The 21,657-nt window shown below is 59.4% G+C and carries 18 protein-coding genes; 14 read left to right on the plus strand and 4 right to left on the minus strand.

Annotation, left to right across the window (positions count from 1 at the left end):
- From ACEW8N_RS18455 to ACEW8N_RS18475, 5 genes are all read left to right on the plus strand, one after another.
- Positions 1-260, plus strand: a 260-nt coding sequence (locus ACEW8N_RS18455) for a hypothetical protein (RefSeq protein WP_373501333.1), incomplete at its 5' end; no start/stop codon positions are given.
- A 131-nt stretch (positions 261-391) separates the two neighbouring features.
- Positions 392-1,513, plus strand: coding sequence for a DegT/DnrJ/EryC1/StrS family aminotransferase (locus ACEW8N_RS18460; RefSeq protein WP_373501334.1), 1,122 nt, complete (start codon positions 392-394; stop codon positions 1,511-1,513).
- A gap of 58 nt (positions 1,514-1,571) precedes the next feature.
- The gene (locus ACEW8N_RS18465; protein WP_373501335.1) at positions 1,572-3,257 is read left to right on the plus strand and encodes a nucleotide sugar dehydrogenase; all 1,686 of its coding nucleotides are present in this window, start codon (positions 1,572-1,574) and stop codon (positions 3,255-3,257) included.
- Between the two features lie 72 nt (positions 3,258-3,329).
- Positions 3,330-4,424, plus strand: a complete 1,095-nt coding sequence (wecB, locus tag ACEW8N_RS18470) for a non-hydrolyzing UDP-N-acetylglucosamine 2-epimerase (protein WP_373501336.1) — start codon at positions 3,330-3,332, stop codon at positions 4,422-4,424.
- Between the two features lie 153 nt (positions 4,425-4,577).
- Positions 4,578-5,525, plus strand: a complete 948-nt coding sequence (locus ACEW8N_RS18475) for a UDP-glucuronic acid decarboxylase family protein (protein WP_373501337.1) — start codon at positions 4,578-4,580, stop codon at positions 5,523-5,525.
- A gap of 84 nt (positions 5,526-5,609) precedes the next feature.
- Here the strand turns inward: ACEW8N_RS18475 and ACEW8N_RS18480 are convergent, their stop codons facing one another.
- The 3 genes from ACEW8N_RS18480 to lepA form a co-directional block, all read right to left on the minus strand.
- On the minus strand, positions 5,610-6,101 hold the full coding sequence (locus tag ACEW8N_RS18480) for a 3-isopropylmalate dehydratase small subunit (protein WP_373501338.1): 492 nt from the start codon (positions 6,099-6,101) through the stop codon (positions 5,610-5,612).
- 59 nt (positions 6,102-6,160) lie between these two features.
- On the minus strand, positions 6,161-7,420 hold the full coding sequence (gene leuC / locus ACEW8N_RS18485; RefSeq protein ID WP_373501339.1) for a 3-isopropylmalate dehydratase large subunit: 1,260 nt from the start codon (positions 7,418-7,420) through the stop codon (positions 6,161-6,163).
- A gap of 132 nt (positions 7,421-7,552) precedes the next feature.
- Positions 7,553-9,346: a translation elongation factor 4 gene (gene lepA, locus ACEW8N_RS18490; protein WP_373501340.1), complete on the minus strand. Its 1,794-nt coding sequence runs from the start codon at positions 9,344-9,346 to the stop codon at positions 7,553-7,555.
- Positions 9,347-9,705: 359 nt separating this feature from the next.
- Here lepA and ACEW8N_RS18495 point away from each other — a divergent pair, with 359 nt between their 5' ends.
- On the plus strand, positions 9,706-10,638 hold the full coding sequence (locus ACEW8N_RS18495) for a diguanylate cyclase (protein WP_373501341.1): 933 nt from the start codon (positions 9,706-9,708) through the stop codon (positions 10,636-10,638).
- Between the two features lie 91 nt (positions 10,639-10,729).
- On the opposite strand, the gene ACEW8N_RS18500 is transcribed toward ACEW8N_RS18495, so the two are convergent.
- Positions 10,730-11,014, minus strand: a complete 285-nt coding sequence (locus tag ACEW8N_RS18500) for an antibiotic biosynthesis monooxygenase (protein ID WP_373501342.1) — start codon at positions 11,012-11,014, stop codon at positions 10,730-10,732.
- Positions 11,015-11,318: 304 nt separating this feature from the next.
- Between ACEW8N_RS18500 and ACEW8N_RS18505 the strand changes: the two genes are divergently transcribed.
- From ACEW8N_RS18505 to ACEW8N_RS18540, 8 genes are all read left to right on the plus strand, one after another.
- Positions 11,319-13,010 (plus strand): FG-GAP-like repeat-containing protein, encoded by a 1,692-nt coding sequence (locus ACEW8N_RS18505; RefSeq protein ID WP_373501343.1) that lies wholly within the window; start codon positions 11,319-11,321, stop codon positions 13,008-13,010.
- A 421-nt stretch (positions 13,011-13,431) separates the two neighbouring features.
- Positions 13,432-14,034 carry a TetR/AcrR family transcriptional regulator gene (locus tag ACEW8N_RS18510; protein WP_373501344.1) on the plus strand — a complete coding sequence of 201 codons (603 nt, stop codon included), beginning with the start codon at positions 13,432-13,434 and terminating at the stop codon, positions 14,032-14,034.
- 98 nt (positions 14,035-14,132) lie between these two features.
- On the plus strand, positions 14,133-14,537 hold the full coding sequence (gene mce / locus ACEW8N_RS18515) for a methylmalonyl-CoA epimerase (protein ID WP_373501345.1): 405 nt from the start codon (positions 14,133-14,135) through the stop codon (positions 14,535-14,537).
- A 29-nt stretch (positions 14,538-14,566) separates the two neighbouring features.
- Entirely contained in the window at positions 14,567-16,708 is a 2,142-nt protein-coding gene (scpA, locus tag ACEW8N_RS18520) for a methylmalonyl-CoA mutase (RefSeq protein WP_373501346.1), read from the plus strand.
- Positions 16,709-16,808: 100 nt separating this feature from the next.
- On the plus strand, positions 16,809-17,807 hold the full coding sequence (gene meaB / locus ACEW8N_RS18525) for a methylmalonyl Co-A mutase-associated GTPase MeaB (protein WP_373501347.1): 999 nt from the start codon (positions 16,809-16,811) through the stop codon (positions 17,805-17,807).
- Between the two features lie 144 nt (positions 17,808-17,951).
- Complete coding sequence (locus ACEW8N_RS18530; protein WP_373501348.1) at positions 17,952-19,505, plus strand: acyl-CoA carboxylase subunit beta; 1,554 nt, start codon at positions 17,952-17,954, stop codon at positions 19,503-19,505.
- A gap of 62 nt (positions 19,506-19,567) precedes the next feature.
- A complete protein-coding gene (locus ACEW8N_RS18535) occupies positions 19,568-19,798 on the plus strand; it encodes a hypothetical protein (protein ID WP_373501349.1) in 231 nt (76 codons plus the stop codon).
- A gap of 152 nt (positions 19,799-19,950) precedes the next feature.
- Positions 19,951-21,657: pyruvate carboxylase subunit B (locus ACEW8N_RS18540; protein ID WP_373501350.1), on the plus strand; the 1,707-nt coding region annotated here is incomplete at its 3' end.

Here is a 21,657-nt window from a genome sequence, read left to right on the forward strand (position 1 = left end):
AGGGGCCGGTGATCGAGGAAGCCGCCCGGGGCGGGGTGGAGGCCGTCGCCGCCGCGCTGAAAGCCGGCGCGGGCAGCCTGGGGCTGCCATTTGACTCGCTGACGGAACTCGTCGCCGACCTTCGGACCATCGACGCACAGATGTTTTCCCCCCGGCCCAAGTCCGCCATCCTCAGGGAATGCTTCGACTCCATCCGAAAGTCCCTGGCAAAAGTGAACCTCATGGAACAAGTGACCCAGATCGATCGACTGCTCGCATAACCCCTCCCCCCTGGCGGAATACCCGACGGCAGGGTATTCCGGAAGATGATGCCGGCCGGGGAACGCATTGCCCGCCATGCCCGGACCCGCCGAATCGCCAGGAGCCCCATCTCATACGGAAAAGCCATATCATGGATTTTATCGACCTCAAAACCCAGCAGATAAGGATCCGCTCCCGCATCGAAAAAAACATTCAGGCGGTTCTCGATCACGGGCAGTACATCATGGGCCCTGAAATTCTCAAGCTTGAATCGCGTCTGGCAGAGTTTGCCGGCGTCAAACACGCCGTTTCCTGTGCCTCGGGCACCGACGCCCTGCTGATGACGCTGATGGCGTATGATATCGGTCCCGGCGACGCTGTCTTCACGACCCCCTTCACCTTCGTCGCCACGGCGGAGGCCATCCGGCTGCTGGGGGCGACCCCCGTATTCGTCGACATCGACCCGGTCACCTTCAACATCGACCCGAAGCGGCTCCGGGAGGCGCTCCTGGCGCATGCGCAAACCGAAACGGGCCTTGCGGCCCGGGGCATCCTCCCCGTCGATCTCTTCGGCCTGCCGGCCGACTACGATGCCATCCGCGCCGTTGCACGGGAACACGGGCTCTTTGTCCTGGAGGACGCCGCCCAGTCCTTCGGCGCCGAATACCGCGGCCGGAAGGCCGGTGCGCTGGGGGATGCGGCCGCCACCTCCTTTTTCCCGGCCAAGCCCCTGGGCGCCTATGGCGACGGCGGGATGTGCTTCACCGACGACGACGCCCTGGCGGCCGCCCTCCGCTCCGTCCGCATCCACGGCATGGGCGCCGATAAATACGACAACGTCCGGATCGGGATCAATGGACGGATGGACACGATCCAGGCCGCCGTCCTCCTGGCCAAACTGGACATCTTCCCGGAGGAGGTCCAGCTTCGCCAGACCGTGGCCGGGCGGTACACCCGGACACTGGCCGGAGTGGTTACGCCGACCGTCCCTGAAGGGCTCCTGTCGGCCTGGGCCCAATACTCCGTGCTCGCGGAAGACGCCCGCCACCGGGAAGCGCTCCAGGCCCGTCTCAAGGCGGCCGGAATCCCCACCGCAGTCTACTATCCCATCCCCCTGCACCTGCAGACGGCCTACACCTCCCTCGGCGGCAAACCGGGCGACTTCCCGGTCACCGAGGACTGCGCAAACCGCATCTTCAGCCTGCCCATGCACCCGTATCTCAGCGCCGAAGACCAGGAGAGGATCGCGGCGGTTTTCCTCGGCAGGTCATGAAGATCGGAGATAAAAACCGGCCTTTCTCCCTGTTACCCAGCAATCTGCGAGAGTTCTCATGAAAAACACATCTTCTTCAGCATCGCCCGACGAATCCCTGCCGACCGCGGCTTCCGTTTCCCCCGACGGCGAAATCTTTCCTCTCCCCCAGGCAGATGATTATGCCGGGGAATTCAGCCGGCTCAAACTGATCGCCGATGAGCAGCGCGCCCAAGGGCGCAGGATCGTCGTCGTCATGGGCGTCGGATTCGTCGGAGCGGTCATGGCCGGCGTGGTCGCCGACTCCGTCGACAAGGCCACCGGCGACCCGCTCTATTTCGTCATGGGGATGCAGCGCCCCTCCACCCGGTCCTTCTGGAAAATTCCCTCCCTGAACCGGGGCATTGCACCGGTGGAGGCCGAAGACCCGGAGGTCGCCCCCCTCATCCAGCGCTGCGTCCTCGAAAAGCAGACCCTCATCGCGACTTACTCCTACGATGCCCTGTCCCTCGCCGACATCGTCGTGGTGGATGTTCAGTGCGACTACCAGAAACATACCCTGGGCAATGTCCGCAACGGTCACGCCGACATCGCGGCCCTGGAGGACGCGCTCAAGGTCATCGGGGAAAAGATTCCACCCGATTGTCTGGTGCTCATCGAAACCACGGTCCCGCCGGGCACCACCGAATATGTGGCCAATCCCATCATCAAAAAGGCGTTTGAACGGCGCAGCATCGAGACGGATCCGCTCCTGGCGCACTCCTTTGAACGGGTCATGCCGGGCCGCAATTACGTGGCCTCCATCCGGGATTTCTGGCGGGTGTGCAGCGGCATCAACGATGACGCCCGGGAGAGGGTCGTACGGTTTCTGTCCGATATCCTCAATGTGGCGGCCTATCCCCTGACGGTCCTGGACCGGCCCATGGAAAGCGAAACCTGCAAAATCGTCGAGAATTCCTACCGCAGCGTCCTCCTGGCCTTCATGGATGAGTGGAGCGTCTTCGCCGAACGGAACGGGGTGGATATCACCAAGGTCATCCAGGCCATCAAGGTAAGGCCGACCCACGCCAACATGCTCTTCCCGGGGCCGGGGATCGGCGGCTACTGCCTGCCCAAGGACGGAGGGCTGGGGGTCTGGGCCTACCATACCCTCATGGGGTTTGAAGACGACCTGTTCAAGATGACGCCCATGGCCATCGACATCAACGACACCCGGGCGCTCCGGGCCGCCAGAATGACGCGCGACGCCCTTCGCAACATGGGCAAGATCGTTCCCAGCGCCAAGATCGCGGTGCTGGGCATCTCCTACCGCGAGGATGTGGGCGATACCCGCTACAGCGGATCCGAGATCATCGTGAGAAAACTCACGGAAATGGGCGGCAGCGTGGTGGCCCATGACCCCTACGTCAAGCACTGGTGGGAGATCGAAAAACAGGACACCTACCCCGCGCCGGGCCAATCCTGGGCGAGATTCTTCAGGAACCAGGAGAGCCTGGCGGACTGGGAGGTCCATCAGGACCTGGCGGCGGCACTGGCCGGTGCGGATGCCGTGGTCCTGGCCGTCCGCCACAAGGCCTATCTCTCCCTGAAACCCGAAGAGGTCCTGAGCATGACGGGACGACCCATTGCCGTCATCGACTGCTTCGCCGTATTGAATGATGAAGACATCCAGACCTATTTCGAGCTGGGATGTGAAGTCAAGGGGCTGGGACGGGGGCATATTCAGCGGATCAAGGATCGGGTCCGCTGGGGGCATCGGAATTGATGCACCGCAGGAGGAAAAAACCGGAAGACGGCTCCCTTGCGATCACTTTTTTCAAATCTTGAAGGAACCCAGATGAAAACCATCCACCTGATTGCCGCGGCGCGCCCCAATTTCATGAAGATCGCACCCCTTTACCATGCCCTCAACCGAACGGACTGGGCGGATCCCGTCATTGTCCATACGGGGCAGCATTACGACATCAATATGTCCGATGCGTTCTTCACGGATTTCCGTCTGCCCGATCCTCACATTCACCTGGGGGTGGGGAGCGGAACCCATGCCCAGCAGACCGGCCGGGTCATGATCGCCTATGAGGAGGTCCTGATGAAGACGCCGCCGGACCTCGTTGTGGTCGTCGGGGACGTCAACTCCACCGTGGCGGCCACCCTTGCGGCGGTGAAGCTGGGCATTCCGACCGCCCACCTCGAAGCGGGGCTGCGCTCGTTCGACCGGACCATGCCGGAAGAGATCAACCGCCTGGCCACCGACGCCCTGGCGGACCTCCTCTGGACCCCGTCCCCCGACGGGGACGAAAACCTGAAGCGGGAGGGGGTTCCGCCCGAAAAAATCGAGCGGGTGGGCAACATCATGATTGATTCCCTGGAGATGCTCCGCGGCCGCATCGAGGCCGAACGGATTTACCGGCAGCATGGGCTGGGCGCGGGCGGCTACGGGCTCATCACCCTGCACCGGCCCTCCAACGTGGACGACCCTGAGGTGCTGGGGCGCATCTGCGGGATCATCTCGAACATCACGGAAAAACTTCCCTGCGTCTTTCCGGTCCACCCCAGGACCCGGAAGAACCTTGAGACCTTCGGTCTGATGGCTGGCTTGGAGGCCCTTGCGGGGCTCAGGCTCCTTTCGCCCCTCAGTTACATCCCGTTCATGAACCTGGTCTTCCACAGCCGCCTCCTCATCACCGACTCCGGAGGGGTTCAGGAGGAAAGCACCTATCTGGGCATCCCCTGCCTCACCCTGCGGCCCAATACCGAGCGGCCGGTGACTGTCACCGAGGGGAGCAACCGTCTCTGCACCCCGGCGGACCTGGAGGCGCACGTGAACACCATTCTCGACCAGGGGTGGCCCAAGGGGCGAATCCCGTCGCTGTGGGACGGAAAGACGGCCGATCGGGTCGTGGCGTCCATCCGGCGGTATCTCGACCGTTGACCGGAACGGAGGGCCGCAGGATAGGGGCGAAAAATCTTTCGCCCCTACCGCAACCCGGTCTCCCAAAAAACGGTTGCATTTTTGGCGCTGCGTAATAATATCGAAGCGCTGTTATGCCATTATTTCTGATTTCCTTTCAATAAAGGTGACCCCATGAAACAGACACAAAAAAAGATCCTCGTCACCGGCGGCGGCGGATTCCTGGGGTCACATCTGTGCGAGCGTCTCCTGAAGGAAGGGAATGACGTCATCTGCCTGGACAATTTTTTCACGGGCTCCCGGTCCAATGTTCTCCACCTCTTGGACAACCCGTTTTTCGAGATGATGCGCCACGACATCACCTTTCCGCTCTATGTGGAGGTGGACGAAATCTACAACCTGGCATGCCCGGCCTCGCCCGTCCACTACCAGTTCAACCCGGTGAAGACCATCAAGACCAACGTTCACGGGGCCATCAACATGCTGGGGCTGGCCAAACGGATCCGGGCCAAGATTTTTCAGGCCTCCACCAGCGAGGTGTATGGAGACCCCGCCGTCCATCCCCAGCCCGAAACCTACTGGGGGCATGTCAACCCCATCGGTATCCGTTCCTGCTACGACGAAGGAAAGCGCTGCGCGGAGACCCTGTTTTTCGACTATTACCGACAGCACAGCCTGCGCATCAAGGTCGGCCGGATCTTCAACACCTATGGCCCCAATATGAATCCCGACGACGGCAGGGTCGTCTCCAACTTCATTGTCCAAGCCCTCAACAACCGGCCCATCACCATTTACGGCGACGGCTCCCAGACGCGCTCCTTCTGCTACGTGGACGACCTCATCGAAGGCATTCTCCGGTTCATGGCCTCGGGGGACGATTTCACGGGGCCGGTCAACCTGGGCAACCCGACCGAATTCACCATATTGGAACTGGCCCGGCAGATCATCGACCTTGCCGGCTCCGGTTCCAGCATCGTTTTCGAACCGCTCCCGGAGGATGACCCCAGGCAGCGGAGGCCCGACATCCGCCTCGCCAAGGAGCGGCTCAACTGGGAGCCTCGGGTGGGGCTTGGGGAGGGGCTGCGGCGGACGATTGAATATTTTGAGAATTTGTTGAGGTAGAAAAGAATTGAGGCTGAAGGAATGAGTGGAGGGCTTCCTTGGCGGTTTGCCTTCAGCCTATTCCCCTTCAGCCGGATATCAAAGTTACGGTTTGATTTGCTTTCGAATGTGGCTCATCAAACCGCCGCTCTGGACCAGCGCCTGCATGAACGGCGGGATCGGCCGGGTCGAAAAGCGCTCGCCCGTTTCCACAAGGACGATCTCCCCCGTATCGAAATCCACCGACAATTTTCCCCCGCTCCTGAACATGCCCGTATCCGCGCATTCGAGAATGGGCAGCCCCATGTTGAAAGCGTTCCGGTAAAAAATGCGCGCGAAGCTTTCGGCAATGACGCAGGAAACCCCCGCGGCCTTGATGGCGATGGGCGCGTGCTCCCGGGACGACCCGCAGCCGAAATTCTTTCCGCCCACGATGATGTCCCCCGCCGCCACCCTGCCGGCAAAGGCGGGGTCCGCATCTTCCATGCAGTGTTTCGCCAATTCTTCTGGATCGCTGGTATTCAGATACCGGGCCGGGATAATGAGATCCGTATCGACATCATTACCGAATTTATGTATATTTCCGGTTGTTTTCATATAGTAATATCCTTCTGGCAGGGGCGAAAAATCTTTCGCCCCTACAGGTCGGCGGCCCTTCAAATTTCATCCGGACCCAAAATCCTCCCCGCCACCGCGGATGCGGCTGCAACGGCCGGGTTGGAGAGATAAACCTCGCTTTCGGGGTGCCCCATGCGGCCGACGAAATTGCGGTTGGTGGTGGCGATCGCCCGTTCGCCTTTGGCGAGGATGCCCATGTGGCCGCCCAGGCAGGGGCCGCAGGTGGGCGGGCTGATGATGGCGCCGGCATCCATGAAGATGTCGAACAGACCCTCGTCCATAGCCTGGCGATAGATGGTGGGCGTCGTGGGGATGACGATGAGCCGGACGCCCTTGGCCACCCGGTTGCCCTTGAGAACCTTCGCAGCCGAACGCAGGTCTTCGATGCGGCCGTTGGTGCAGGACCCGATCACCGCCTGATCGATGACCACCTCCCCAACCTCGCTGATGCCCCGGGTGTTCTCCGGCAGATGGGGAAAAGCCACCTGGGGCTCGATGGCGCTCACATCGTAGGTGATGACCCGCGCATATCGGGCATCGGCGTCACTCTGAAAGAATGCGTAGGGCCGGACCGCCCGGCCTTTGACATAGTCTTCCGTCAGGGCATCCGGCGCGATGATGCCGTTTTTGCCGCCCGCCTCGATGGCCATGTTGGCCATGGTAAGACGCCCTGAGACGCCCAGGGATTCGATCACCGGCCCGGTGAATTCCATGGCCTGGTAAAGGGCCCCGTCCACACCGATGTCTCCGATGGTGTAGAGGATGAGGTCCTTGCCCTCGACCCATGGATTGAGGCTTCCCGTAAAAACGAACCGGATGCTCTCGGGCACCTTGAGCCAGACCTCGCCGGTGATCATCGCCGCAGCCAGGTCCGTGCTGCCGACCCCCGTGGAAAAGGCCCCCAGGCCGCCGTAGGTGCAGGTATGACTGTCGGCGCCGATGACCAGGTCACCCGGCAGCACCAGCCCCTGCTCCGGCAAAAGGGAATGTTCGACCCCCATTTCGCCTGCGTCGAAAAACCAGGTAAGCTCCTGTTCGCGGGCGAATTCCCGGACCAGCTTGGCCTGCATGGCCGACGCGATGTCTTTGTTGGGGACGAAGTGGTCCGGCACCAGAATCACGCGATCCTTGTCGAAGACCCTTTTCGCCCCGCTCTCGCGAAATTCCCGAATGGCGATGGGCGATGTGATGTCGTTTCCCAAAGCCACATCCACCCTGGCCATGATCAGATCCCCCGGCGACACCTCTGGAAGGCCCGCATGGGCCGCAAGGATCTTTTCGGTTATCGTCATTCCCATATCGGCTTCTCCTCTTATCGGGCGGCGCAATTGCGGGGGCGCATCGCGATGCGCCCCTACCGGCCCGGTTTGACCGTTCATGTAATTGCGCCGCGGGGGCGCATCGCGATGCGCCCCTACATACCCCTGCGTTCAGTCCTCCGTCTTCAACACCGACAAGAATGCCGACTGCGGGATCTCCACCTGCCCCACCATCTTCATCCGCTTCTTGCCTTTCTTCTGTTTCTCCAGCAACTTCCGTTTTCGGCTGATATCACCGCCGTAACATTTGGCCGTGACGTCCTTCCGGAAGGGGGAAATGGTCGACCGGGAGACAATCTTGGCGCCGATGGCCCCTTGAATGGCGATCTTGTACATCTGGCGGGGAATCTCCTCCTGAAGCTTGTCGCAGGCCCGCCGTCCCCGCTCCACGGCCCGGTCCCGGTGGACCAGTTGGGAGAGGGCGTCGACCCGCTCGCCGTTGATGAGGATGTCCAGCTTGACCAGGTCGGTTTCCCGGAAATCGAGGATGTCGTAGTCGAAAGAGCCGTAGCCCTGGGTGACCGATTTGAGCTTGTCGTAGAAATCGTAGATCACCTCGGCCAGGGGAATCTCGAAGATCATCTCGAGGCGGTCCCGGGTCAGGTACTGATAGTTTCGGCTGATCCCGCGTCGGTCGAGGCACAACTTCATCACCGCGCCCATGTAGCGGTCCGGAACGATGATGGCGGCGCGGATGAAGGGCTCGCGGGTGCTTTGGATCTTGGATGGATCCGGATAGAGGGACGGGTTGTCGATGATCTGGACCTCGCCGTCGTTCAGGGTGATCTCGTACTGGACGGACGGGGCGGTGAGAATCAGAGAGAGGTCATACTCCCGCTCGAGCCTCTCCTGGACGACCTCCAGGTGAAGAAGGCCCAGAAACCCGCAGCGGAAGCCGAACCCCAGGGCTACGGACGAGTCCTTTTCATAGACCAGCGCGGCGTCGTTGAGCTTCAGTTTTTCCAGGCCAACGGCAAGGTCCTCGTAGTCATCGGACGCCACCGGGTAGATGGACGAGAACACCACCGGCTTGGATTCCCGGAACCCCGGCATGGGGGTATCGCAGGGATTCGATTTCAGGGTGATGGTGTCGCCGCAGCGGGTGTCGCTCACGGTCTTGATGCCGGCGATCATGTATCCGACCTCTCCGGCGGCAATCTCCTTCCGGGGCACCCGGACGATCTGGAAGATCCCGACCTCCTCGACCTTGTAGCGGGCGCCGTTGGACATGAACTGAATCGTATCGCCCGCCTTGATCCGTCCGTCGACGACCCGAAAATGGACGACGGTCCCCCGGAAGGGGTCGTAGTGGGAGTCAAAGATCAGCGCCTTGAGCGGGCCGTCCGGGTTTCCCCTGGGCGGCGGAAGGAAATTGACGGCCGCCTCCATGACGTCCTCGATGCCGATCCCCTCCTTGGCCGAGGTGAGGATGATCCGTTCGGGATCCATCCCCAGATCCTCTTCGATCTGTTCCCTGACCCGTTCGATATCCGCCGAGGGAAGGTCGATCTTGTTGATGACCGGGATGACCTCCAGGTTGTGCTCCAGCGCGAGGTAGAGGTTGGCCAGGGTCTGTGCCTCGGCCCCCTGGCTGGCGTCGACCAGCAGGAAGGCTCCTTCACAGGAAGCCAGGGCGCGGGAAACCTCATAGCTGAAATCGACATGCCCCGGGGTGTCGATCAGGTTCAGGGTGTATGTCTTCCCGTCCCTCGCGGTATAGGGAAGGCAGACGGTCTGACTCTTGATGGTGATGCCCCGCTCCCGCTCGATATCCATGCTGTCCAGGATCTGATCCTTGAAATCCCGCTCCGAGATGATGTGGGTGGCCTGGATCAACCGATCCGACAACGTGGATTTACCATGATCGATGTGGGCGATAATGCTAAAATTTCGTATATGTTTCATTTAGTGCTGTAACTTTGGCGATTAAAGTGTTATGTAAGAAATTATATGCTCTCGCTGTCAAAGCTTAACCATACTATACGAGCTTGAAATCGAAACCCCAAAAAAAAACCCATGACCTCCGCTGGAAAGAGGACGACAGCTCCCCCGCGTTTTCAGCAGCCCGTTTCGGCCGCCGGGAATGTGATCCAGCATAACATGACCATTGAACTGCCGCGGTATGGATCTTGGGGGCTGGGTTCGAATGTCGGTTGACACCGAATCTGTTCCAGAATATACTTAATATCCTTAGAAATCAGGAGCCCTTTACTATCAACAGATAGACATCCTGTCAACCCTGATACGCATCGGGGACGGAACCCATGGCCATAGCGATGAAAAAACCTCAATCCCACATCAACAGCAGAATTCTCATCGTGGACGACGACGACACGATACGGGTGCTGATGAACGAGTTCATGACAACCCTGGGATATCAGTGCTACACCGCCTCCGGCGGGCTCGAGGCCCTGGATGTTCTGGAAACCCACCCCGTGGACGTGGTCATCACCGACATCATCATGCCCGGCATGGACGGTCTCGAGCTCACGCAGCAGATCAAGGAGCAATACGACTACGAAATCATCGTGATGACCGGCTTCGCCGGGGAATATTCGTATGAAGAGGTTATCCACAAGGGCGCCAGCGATTTCGTGTTCAAACCCGTCCGCTATGAAGAACTCCATCTCAGGCTTCAACGCGTCCTCCGGGAGCGCTCCATGAGGGAGAAGCTCGAGCGGCTGGCCATCACAGACGACCTGACCAAGCTTTTCAACGCCCGTCACTTTTACAAGCGGCTGACGGCGGAGGTCGACCGGGCCAACCGGTATGAGCACCCCCTGGCACTCCTGATGCTGGATATCGATTATTTCAAGATGTACAACGACACCTATGGTCACCTCGAAGGAAATACGGTGCTGGCCAGACTGGGGCAGATCATCCGAAACGGCCTGAGGCGTCTGGATTCGGCCTATCGCTACGGAGGGGAGGAGTTCACCGTGATTCTCCCGGAAACAGGCGGCACGAATGCTCACCATGTGGCCCGGCGTTTGCTGGAGGCCATCGGCAATGAAATATTTTTTCCGGCAGGCGGAAAGGGGGTCGGGATCACCGTAAGCATCGGGATCGCCCAATATCGCCCCGAAGAGGACATGAAAGCCTTCATCAAGCGCGCGGACATGGCGATGTACGAATCGAAGAAGCATGGGCGGAACCGCATCACATTTTTCGATGCGGATATCGAAGCCGCAAATTAGGGGGAGGGCGGCCGGGACCAACGCCGCCCCCCGCATCCTGAAAGCGGGCGGGCGTTCCCCATGACGGGCCTGCCGCGGTTATCCGGATGCCCTAATAGGTGTAAATTTCATACTCGGTCTCCAGGCCGAGCAATCGGTCGATCCTTTCCTGAATCGAAACCCTCTCCTTGGACAGCACCCATTCCCGCCATTGATCCACGGATGACCAGGTGCTGATCACCAGGCTCTCCCCCGGCTTGTCAAACCGCTTCAGCGTCTCCCCGGAGATGTATCCTTCCCGGTTCATCGTCAATACCCTCAACTCCCTGAGAAGGACCGCAAGTTCAGCCTCCTTGTCCTTGGGGACCATTCGCTTGATCAGGATTTTGGCCGCCATGATTTTCTCCTTTCTTGCCCTGAGGCTCTTTTGGGTTCAAATCCAGCCTGTTCCAATTCACCATCCGGATACCGGAATCGAAATGCAGTTATTAGAGTACATATCATAGTTTAAATATCATTCATAGAAGAAAGGCACTCCGGGTCTCCCTCCCGCGTCGACCTTCCGTTTTCCATTTGACATCACCGGACCCTCTGCTATAGTTTTCCAACGATTTTGACCCGGCCGCCAGCCGGATCATCCACAGGGCGCTTCCCCCAGGGGAGGCATCCCCTGCTTCAAAACAAAAAACGAGGAGTCAATCTTGTCGGAACAGAACAAATACCCATTCTCCATCCTAATAACGGCGCTTCTGCTTTCCATCGGTTTTTCTTTGGGATGCGCCCCTGAAACCCTGGCTGAACCCGAATCAAAAGTGTTGATCCTGCCGTTCAACATCCACTCGGACAAAGACCTGTCCTTTCTGAAAAACGGCATCCAAGACATGCTGGGCACCCGCCTGACCAAACCCGGAAAGCTTCAGCCCATCAGCAAGGAGGCAGCCCTGAAATCATCCCGGGGCATCGTCGCCATCGATGAAAAAACCGCCGGGTCACTGGGCGAAAAAATGGGGGCCGACTATGTCGTTTTCGGGAGCCTGACCGTTTTCGGCGACAGCATCAGCACCGATGCCCGGCTGCTGGATACGGGGCGGAAGAAGATCTTGCTCTCTTTCAATGAATCGGGAAAAGAGAGCGGTGACGTCATTGCGCATATTGACCGCTTCGCCGGCAAGGTTGATGAAACGCTCTTTGGCGGAGCCGGCGGAGCGCCCGCCCCCCCGGCTGCCGCGCCGAAAACCGATGAAGAACAGAGCCGGATGCATCCCGAATCCCTCTGGACCGGGAAGGTCGATGCCGAAGATCAGCGTCTGGCGGCGGGAGAGACCGGGAAAAGCGCCCTGGGAGGCACCTGGAAGAGCCGAAACTTCGACCTGGCCATCGAGGGCATGGATATTGGCGACGTGAACGGCGACGGCAAAAGCGAGGTCGTTTTCATGACCGAAAAAAGCGTTTTTGTCTATCGCCAAATGAACGACCGGTTCCTCAAGATCGCAGAAATCGAGGGGGGCTTGAGCAACCGGCACTTGAGCATCAACGTCGCCGACATCAACGGCAACGGTGTCGGAGAGATTTTCGTCACCAACCTGCACAAAGAAAAGCAGACCCTGCTCTCCTACGTCCTGGAATGGGACGGCACCGGGTTCAGGAAGATCGTGGAAAACGCCAGGTGGTATTTCCGGGTGGTCGAACATCCTCAGAGAGGCAAACTCCTGATGGGGCAGCAGCGGGATCTCAAACGCCCGTTTTCAGCCGGCGTAACGGAGATGAACTACAACGGCACTGAATATGCGCCGGCCATGTCCGGTGATCTTCCCCTCCCCCGCTGGGTCAACGTCTTCGGGTTCGCCATGGGCGACGTGACCAACACCGGCCAGGAGATGACCGCGGCGTTCTCCGAGCGAAATTATCTGAGGGTGCTCACACCGGACAACGAGAAGGAATGGGAAAGCGAGGAACCTTACATCGCGGGGGGCCTCTTTATAGAGTATCCCGATGAGGCCGCCGCCAGCATCGGCACCTACCGGGAGCAGATCCGCTACTATCTGCCCCAGCGGATCGTGATCGCGGATGTGGACAAGGACGGAAAGAACGAGGTCCTGGTCTGCAAAAACAAGGACGCCGCCGATGGTCTTTTCGCAAAGCTCAGGCTTTTCAAGGCGGGCCAGATCGAATGCCTGTCGTGGGATCAGTTCGGGCTCTACCCGAAATGGAAAACCCGAAACATTTCTGGACATGTCAGCGACTTTGCCGTCGGCGACATCGACGATGACGGCAGGCCCGAACTGGTTTTTGCCATCATCAAGAGCTATTCCTCGGTCATGGGGGCCGCCAGAAGCTTCATCGCCTCGCAGGACATCCTACCGGCACAGGAGATAAAGAAGACTGAAGACTGAAGGGCCGAGGGCCCAGCGGCAAATGGGCGGGGGGGAAAGGGCTGGATGATTCAATGCCGTTCCCTTTCGCCCTTCGCCTTCAGTTCTTATCCCTTGGCCCTTCAGCCTCAGCCTCTTCAGCCTTTCCCCTCTCCATCTGGAAATGAATCCCTCCTTTTTTTCTTGACAGAAATTGCGGCTTTGAATAAAACCATGAATGATAACAATGTTATTCATTCAACATGCCATTTTGGTTGATTATTTTTTTTATTATATATTTTCAAGATTTTATATATAAAAATACGTCAAAACGGCATTTTATCCCGTGAAGAAAAAGTGTCTCGATTTATCAGGCCGCCGAGGCAGCAACATATTGTAAAATAAAAGTTTAAATCGCTATCCAACCGACGGATTAATTTGATAGATTGGACAAACAGTAACAATGTTAGATGCATTCAATCCGGATATCCACGATCGTCTCGAAAAAGCCGTGCTGGAGGTCTTCTCCAACTCGGATTTCCACAAGGCAAGCATCCGGGATGTCGCCAAAAAGGCCGGCGTCAGCTTTACGACCATTTACAAGCATTACGGCAGCAAAGAGCGTCTCGTTTTTGCGTTTGTCGACGTGTGGATGGGGAAACTGACCGACCGCATCGTCGACCACCTCCAGGGGATCGAAGATCTCAAAGAAAAACTTCGAAAGGTCTTCTGGCTGCAGCTCGATTACTACGAACGCCACACCGGCCTTGGGAAGATCCTGTTCATGACCCTTCCCATGAAAACCTGGATGGCCGATGAGACCTTTCAGCAGCGCAAGATGATCGGCCTCCTTGTCGATGTCCTCCGCCAGGGACAGAAGGAGGGCATCCTCAACCCCCGCGTCAGGGCCGGGACCCTGCTCGATTTTCTCATGGGGTTTGTCCAGCGCAGCTTTTTCATGTGGATTCTCCGGGGTCAGAAAGAAAGCCTGGCCGAACAGGCCAATACGCTTTTCGAGATGGTATGGCGGGGGATGGCCAATCCCGATTTAAAAGAGAAAGAGTGAACGGAACACCTATTCATCTGCGCGCATGCTCACCGTTTGGTTTTTTTACCGCCCGCGGGGCGAAATCCTTTAACATCATTATTCAACAGGAGGAAGTCATGAAGATACTCAAAATCGATCATCTGGGAATCGCTGTCAACAGCATCGACGATGGAAAAAATTTCTGGTCGGAGGTCCTGGGGCTGAAATTTGAGGGCGCGGAAACCGTCGCGGAGCAGAAGGTCACCACCGCTTTCTTCCCGGTCGGCGAGAGCGAGGTCGAACTTCTGGAATCGACGTCGCCGGACGGGCCCGTGGCCAAGTTCATCGAGAAAAAAGGGCAGGGCTTTCAGCACGTGGCCTTCCGCGTGGAAAACATCGAGGCGGCCCTGGAAGAGCTGAAAGAAAAGGGTATTCAACTGATCGACCAGAAGCCGAGGATCGGCGCCGGCGGGGCCAAAATCGCCTTCCTGCACCCCAAAGCCACCGGGGGCGTGCTGGTCGAACTGTGTGAAAGAAATTAACCCCACCGCCAACCCGTAAGGAGCGCCAAATGTCAGAACATCCGAATAAAAAGAAATGGGAAGAGCTTGCAACCAAACAGATGAAGGGCAAATCCCCCGACACCCTGGACTGGATGACCCCCGAGGGGATCAAGGTCAAGGCGCTTTACACCGCCGAGGATATCGAGGGACTGGCCTGTGTCAACACCCTGCCCGGCCTGGCGCCCTATGTCCGGGGCCCCATGGCCACCATGTTTGCCGGGCGCCCCTGGACCATCCGCCAATACGCGGGCTTTTCCACGGCAAAGGAATCCAACGCCTTCTATCGCAGGGCGCTGGCCGGCGGCCAGAAGGGCCTGTCGGTCGCCTTCGACCTGGCCACCCACCGGGGCTATGACTCGGACCACCCCCGGGTTTCCGGTGACATCGGCAAGGCGGGCGTCGCCATCGACTCCGTGGAGGACATGAAGATCCTTTTCAACGGCATCCCCCTGGACCAGATGTCCGTCTCCATGACCATGAACGGGGCGGTCATCCCCATTCTCGCCGGCTACATCGTCGCGGCCGAGGAGCAGGGCGTAACCCATGAACAGCTCACGGGCACGATCCAGAACGACATCCTCAAAGAATACCTCACCCGGAACACCTATATCTATCCGCCCGTGCCCTCCATGCGGATCATCTCCGACATCATGGCCTTCTGCTCCAAGGAGATGCCCAAATACAACACCATCAGCATCAGCGGCTACCACATCATGGAAGCCGGTGCGAATAGCGTGCTCCAGACCGCCTTCACCCTGGCCGACGGCGTGGAATACGTGCGGGCGGCCATCAAGAGTGGCATGGACGTGGACACCTTCGCCCCGCGTCTCTCGTTCTTCTTCGGCATCGGCATGAATTTCTTCATGGACATCGCCATGCTGCGTGCGGCCCGGTTCCTCTGGCATCGGCTCATGAGCCAGTTCAACCCGAAAAACCCCACCTCCTCGATGCTGCGGACCCACTGCCAGACATCGGGGTGGAGCCTCACGGAGCAGGATCCTTACAACAACGTCATCCGGACCACCCTGGAAGCGCTGTCGGCGGTCCTGGGCGGGACCCAGTCCCTCCACACCAACTCCTTTGACGAGGCTATCGGCCTGCCCACCGACTTCTCGGCCCGCATTGCCCGGAATACCCAGATCGTCATCCAGGAAGAGTCCCAGGTCTGCCACGTCATCGACCCCCTGGGCGGATCCTACTACGTTGAAACCCTCACCGACAGCATCGTCAAGGAAGCCCAGAAGATCATCGACGAGATCGAGGAACTGGGCGGCATGGCCAAGGCCATCGAGTCCGGCATGCCCAAGATGCGCATCGAGGAATCGGCGGCCCGCAAACAGGCCCGCATCGACCAGGGTCTGGATGTCATCGTGGGTGTCAACAAATACAAGCTCCCCGACGAAAAGATCGACTTCGAGGTCCGGGAAGTGCCGGCCTCGGTGCGCGACGAACAGATCGCCCGAATCAACGAGATCAAGGCCACCCGAGACAAGGCCGCGGTGGAAAAGGCCCTGGCCGACCTGACCCGGGCCGCCGAGGGCAGCGGAAATCTTCTGGAGGCGGCGCTGCCGGCGATCCGCGCAAGGGCCACCGTCGGTGAAATTTCCGACGCCCTTGAAAAGGTCTTCGGCCGGTTTGTGGCCACCACCCGGTGCATTTCGGGCGCCTATGCCTCGGAATATACCAAGAATGCCGACGTCATCGAGGGCCTGCGCAAACGGACCGCGGCCTTCCTCGAAAAACAGGGGCGCCGCCCGAGAATGCTCGTCACCAAAATGGGGCAGGACGGCCATGACCGCGGCATCAAGGTGGTTGCCAGCGCTTATGCCGACCTGGGATTCGACGTGGATATCAGCCCCATGTTCCAGACGCCGGAAGAAGCCGCCAAAATGGCCATTGAAAACGACGTCCACCTGGTGGGCGCCTCCAGCCTGGCCGCCGGCCACAAAACGCTGGTCCCGTCCCTGATCGAGGAGCTCAGGAAGGCGGGCGGAGAGGACATCATGGTCATCGCGGGCGGCGTCATCCCGCCGGGCGATTATGACTTCCTCTACCAGGCCGGCGTCAAGGCCGTCTTCGGCCCCGGAACCCCCATCACCGATTCGGCGGACAAGGTTCTGTCCATGCTCGAAGAAAAATATATAAGTTAGGCCGAAGGGGTTTAGGCTGAAGGAAGACAGGCTGAAGACAGAAGGTAAAGCGGCGTTACCCCTTCAGTCTTCAGCCTATAAACCTCAAACAAGGATGTCGATGCACAAAGATCCCGAATACTACGTCCGCGGCGTGCTGGACCAAAACCGCCTGATGCTGGCCCGGACCATCACCCTCATCGAAAGCACCCTGCCGGCCCACCAGGAACTGGCCCGAACCATCATCGACCGGCTGCTGCCTTACACCGGGAATGCCGTTCGCCTGGGCATCACCGGCGTTCCCGGCGCCGGCAAGAGCACCTATATCGAAAGCTTCGGGATACTCCTGACCGAGCAGGGGCACCGTGTGGCGGTGCTGGCCATCGACCCCAGCAGCACGCGCAGCGGCGGCAGTATATTAGGGGACAAAACCCGCATGGAAAAGCTCGCCGTCAACGACAGGGCCTTTATCCGCCCGTCTCCATCAGGCGGAACCCTGGGCGGCGTGGCCAGAAAAACCCGGGAATCGATGCTCGTCTGTGAAGCCGCCGGTTTCGACGTGGTCATCGTCGAAACCGTCGGTGTCGGCCAGTCGGAGACCACCGTGGCCTCCATGGTCGACTTTTTCCTGGTGCTGATGATCGCCGGCGCCGGAGACGAGCTTCAGGGCATCAAAAAGGGGGTCCTGGAGGTCGCCGACGCCATCGCCATCAACAAGGCGGACGGGGACAACGTGATGCGCGCGGAGATGGCGCGGAAGGAATACCAGGCCGCCCTTCACCTGCTCATGCCCGACAGCCCGAACTGGTCCCCGCCCGTGCTGACCTGCAGCGCCCTGTCCATGACCGGAATCGACAGGATCTGGGAGACCATTCTGGACCACCGGCACAAGATGAAGGTGACCGGGGAGCTTTCCGCCAAGCGAAAACGGCAGGCATTGGAGTGGATGTCCTTCATGCTGGACGATGGGCTGCGGGGATGGTTTTTCAACAATCCCGAAGTGAAAACGGCCCTGCCGCTGCTGCGCAGGGACGTGGAGAACGGCATCCTCTCGCCCACCGCCGCCGCCGGGCAGCTCCTGGGAAAGCTGAAGGGAGAAGGGATTCAGGCTGAAGACTGAAGGCTGAAGGCCGAAGGGGGACAGGCTGAAAAGGGTTCATTGCACCCCTTCAGCCTTCAGCCTTCAGCCTCTTGACTGAAAGACTGCACATCTATTTTCAATATGTAAACTGATAATGATTATCGGAAATGAAAGGATAAGATAATGGGTAATGTTGCAGACAAGATTCAAGATCTAAAGGATCGGAAAGCAAAGCTTCTGCAAATGGGCGGCGAAAAGGCCGTCGCCAAACACAAGGAAGGCGGAAAGCTGACCGCCCGGGAGCGTCTGGATCTGTTTTTCGACAAGGGGACCTTTCGGGAGATCGATACCTTCGTCACCCACCGCTGCACCAATTTCGGGATGGCAACGGTCGAGGTTTCGTCGGACGGCGTGGTCACCGGCTACGGCAAGGTCGACGGGAGGACCGTCTTCGCCTTTGCCCAGGATTTCACCTCCCGGGCAGGCAGCCTGGGGGAGATGCACGCCAAAAAGATCTGCAAGGTCATGGACATGGCCCTGAAGGCCGGCAAGCCGTTCGTGGGGTTCAACGACTCCGGCGGCGCCAGAATTCAGGAGGGGGTGGACGCGCTGTCCGGCTTCGGCCAGATCTTCTACCGCAACTCCATCTCTTCCGGCGTGATCCCTCAGATTTCGGCCATCATGGGCACCACGGCCGGCGGCGCGGTTTATTCTCCGGCCATGACCGACTATATCTTCATGGTCAAGAACACCAGCTTCATGTTCATCACCGGGCCCCAGGTCATCAAGGCCGTCACCGGCGAGGAGATCAGCTTCGAGGACCTGGGCGGCGCCAGCGCCCACAACGAAAAAAGCGGCGTCTCCCACTTTGCCTGTGAATCCGAGGAGGACGCCATCGAGAAGATCCAGAAGATGCTCTCCTTCCTGCCCGCCAACAACATGGAAGACCCGCCCATCGTGGAGACGGGCGACAGCCCCGGACGCATGGACCCGGCCCTGGACGCCATCATTCCGGACAACCCCAACCAGTCCTACGACATGAAGGCGGTCATCGCCTCCATCGTGGACAACGGTGATTTTTTCGAGCCCCATGAGTTCTATGCCCCCAACATCATCATCGCCTTCGCCCGGCTCAACGGACGGAGCATCGGCATCATCGCCAACCAGCCGGCGCACATGGGCGGCGCACTGGACATCAATGCCTCGGACAAGGCATCCCGGTTCATCCGGTTCTGTGACGCCTTCAACATCCCCATGCTGACCATCGCGGACGTCCCCGGGTATCTTCCCGGCTCAGACCAGGAATGGGGAGGCATCATCCGCCACGGCGCCAAACTGCTCTGGACCTACTCGGAAGCCACCGTGCCCAAGCTGCTTCTGGTCACCCGCAAGGACTACGGCGGATCTTATCTCGCCATGTGCTCCAAGGACCTGGGCGCGGACATGGCCTTCGCCTGGCCCACGGCCCAGATCGCGGTCATGGGCGCTGCCGGCGCGGCCAACATCATCCACGCCAGGGAGATCAAGGCCGCCGAGGATCCTGCCGCCAAGCGCAAGGAAAAAATCCAGGAATATGAAGATCTTTTCTCCAACCCCTACCGCGCGGCGGAAAGAGGCTACATCGACGATGTCATTATTCCCAGCGAAACCCGACCCCGGCTGATCGATGCACTGGAAGCCCTGAGCAGCAAACGGGAACTCCGTCCGCCCAAAAAGCACGGCAACATCCCGCTGTAAATGACTGGCGGGCGATGGGTTCAGATATTCCCCCTACCCGGAACCGAAACCAAGGAGTCGGCATGAAAAAAAACGACAAGAACAGAAAAAAAATGGCTGCCGCGCTGTCGGCCGTATCGGCCTATATCAAGAGCGGCGAAGAGATGGCGGCCATGCAGGCGCCCCCGGCCGCTGCCGCGGCGCCGGAAAAACCGGCGGCCATGCCTTCCCTCTGGGGCATCAGCGGCCGTCAGGATATCATGCAGATGCGCAACATGATGCAGATGAAGGCGTTTCACGTTAAAGCAGGCTGAAGGTAGATAGACCGAAGGCAGGGAAGGCGTTTGACGCACCCCTTACGCATAAACCCCTTGGCTCTTAGGCCTTGGCCCCGGGTCCTTCAGTCTTCAGCCTAAAAAATATTTTTTCTATATACTTTTTTAACCAATGTAACGGGAGAATACACATGAGCGATCAAGTCAAGATGACCGAAATGAACTACAGCCCGGACCGGCCGGCAGCAGAAAACCCCATTAAAATCATGGACCTGTCGCTGCGGGACGGACACCAGTCCCTCTTCGCCACCCGCGGCCGGACGGAAGACATGATCCCCGTCGCCGAACTCATGGACGAGGTCGGCTTCTGGGCGGTGGAGACCTGGGGCGGGGCGACCTTCGACACCATGCACCGGTTTCTGAACGAAGACCCGTGGCAGCGGCTTCGGACCCTCAAGCGCTATATCAAGAAGACCCCGTTCTCCATGCTGCTCCGCGCACAGAACCTGGTAGGATACCGGAACTACGCCGACGATCTGGCCGAGGTATTCGTGGAACGGGCCGCCGAGAACGGCATGGATATCTTCCGGACCTTCGACGCCCTGAACGACTACCGCAACTTCGAAACCGTGGTCAAGGGGATCAAGAAGGCCGGAAAGCATTTCCAGGGCTGCATCTGCTACACCATGACCGAACCCCGCCTGGGCGGAGAGATCTACAACTCCGACTACTATGTCAATAAAGCCAAGGATCTGGAGGCCATGGGCGCCGACAGCATCTGCATCAAGGACATGGCCGGCCTCATCGCGCCCTACGACGCCTACAACCTGGTCAAGGCCCTCAAGGAGACCGTCAAGGCCCCGATCCATCTCCACAGCCACTTCACCTCCGGCATGTCGCCCATGAGCCACCTGAAGGCCATCGAGGCGGGCGTGGACATCATCGACACCTGCATGACGCCTTACGCCTATCGCACCTCCCATGCGGCCGTCGAGCCCCTGGTCATGGCCCTCATCGGCACCAACCGCGACACCGGGTTCGACATCAAGAAACTGGCCAAGATCAATGAAATCCTCGAAAAAGAGGTCATGCCCAAGTACAAGCACCTCCTGGACGACAGCAAGGTGTCGATCATCGACATCAACGTGCTGCTCCACCAGACGCCGGGCGGCATGCTCTCCAACCTGGTCAACCAGCTCCGCGAGATGGACGCCCTCGACAAGATCGACCAGGTCTACAAGGAGCTGCCCCGGGTCCGGAAAGAGCTGGGCGCCATCCCCCTGGTCACCCCCACCAGCCAGATCGTCGGCATCCAGACCGTCAACAACGTGCTGTTCGATGACGAAAACGAGCGCTACAAGATGATCACCGCCCAGGTCAAGGACCTCTGCTACGGCCTGTACGGCAAGACCGCCATCCCCATCGATCCCGAGGTGCAGAAAAAAGCCCTCAAGGGATACTCCAGAGGCGAACAGCCCATCACCTGCCGTCCGGCGGAGGTGCTGGAGCCCGAACTGCAGAAGGCCAAGGAGGAGATCGGCGACCTGGCCAAGGACGTCGACGACGCAGTCCTCTACGCCATCTACCCGGTCACCGGCAAGAAATTCCTCAAGTGGAAATACGGCGTGGAAGCCCCGCCCAAGGATGTCCTGCCGCGGACCATGGATGACGTGAAGAAACAGGATGAGCTGATCAAAAAGGCCAAGGCCGGCCACCTGGTGGAAAAAGAGCCGGCCAAGGACGTTCCCGAGAAGGGCGCGGCCACCCGAAAATTCAACGTCTTCGTGGACGGCGACTATTTCGCGGTCGAGGTGGACGAGCCCGGCGGCGCCCCCGTCATTGCCTACCAGGCCCCGGCGGCAGCGCCCCAGGCCGCCGCGCCGGCCCATGCGGCCCCA

Source organism: Desulfococcus sp., assembly GCF_041737845.1.
GTDB lineage: Bacteria > Desulfobacterota > Desulfobacteria > Desulfobacterales > Desulfococcaceae > Desulfococcus.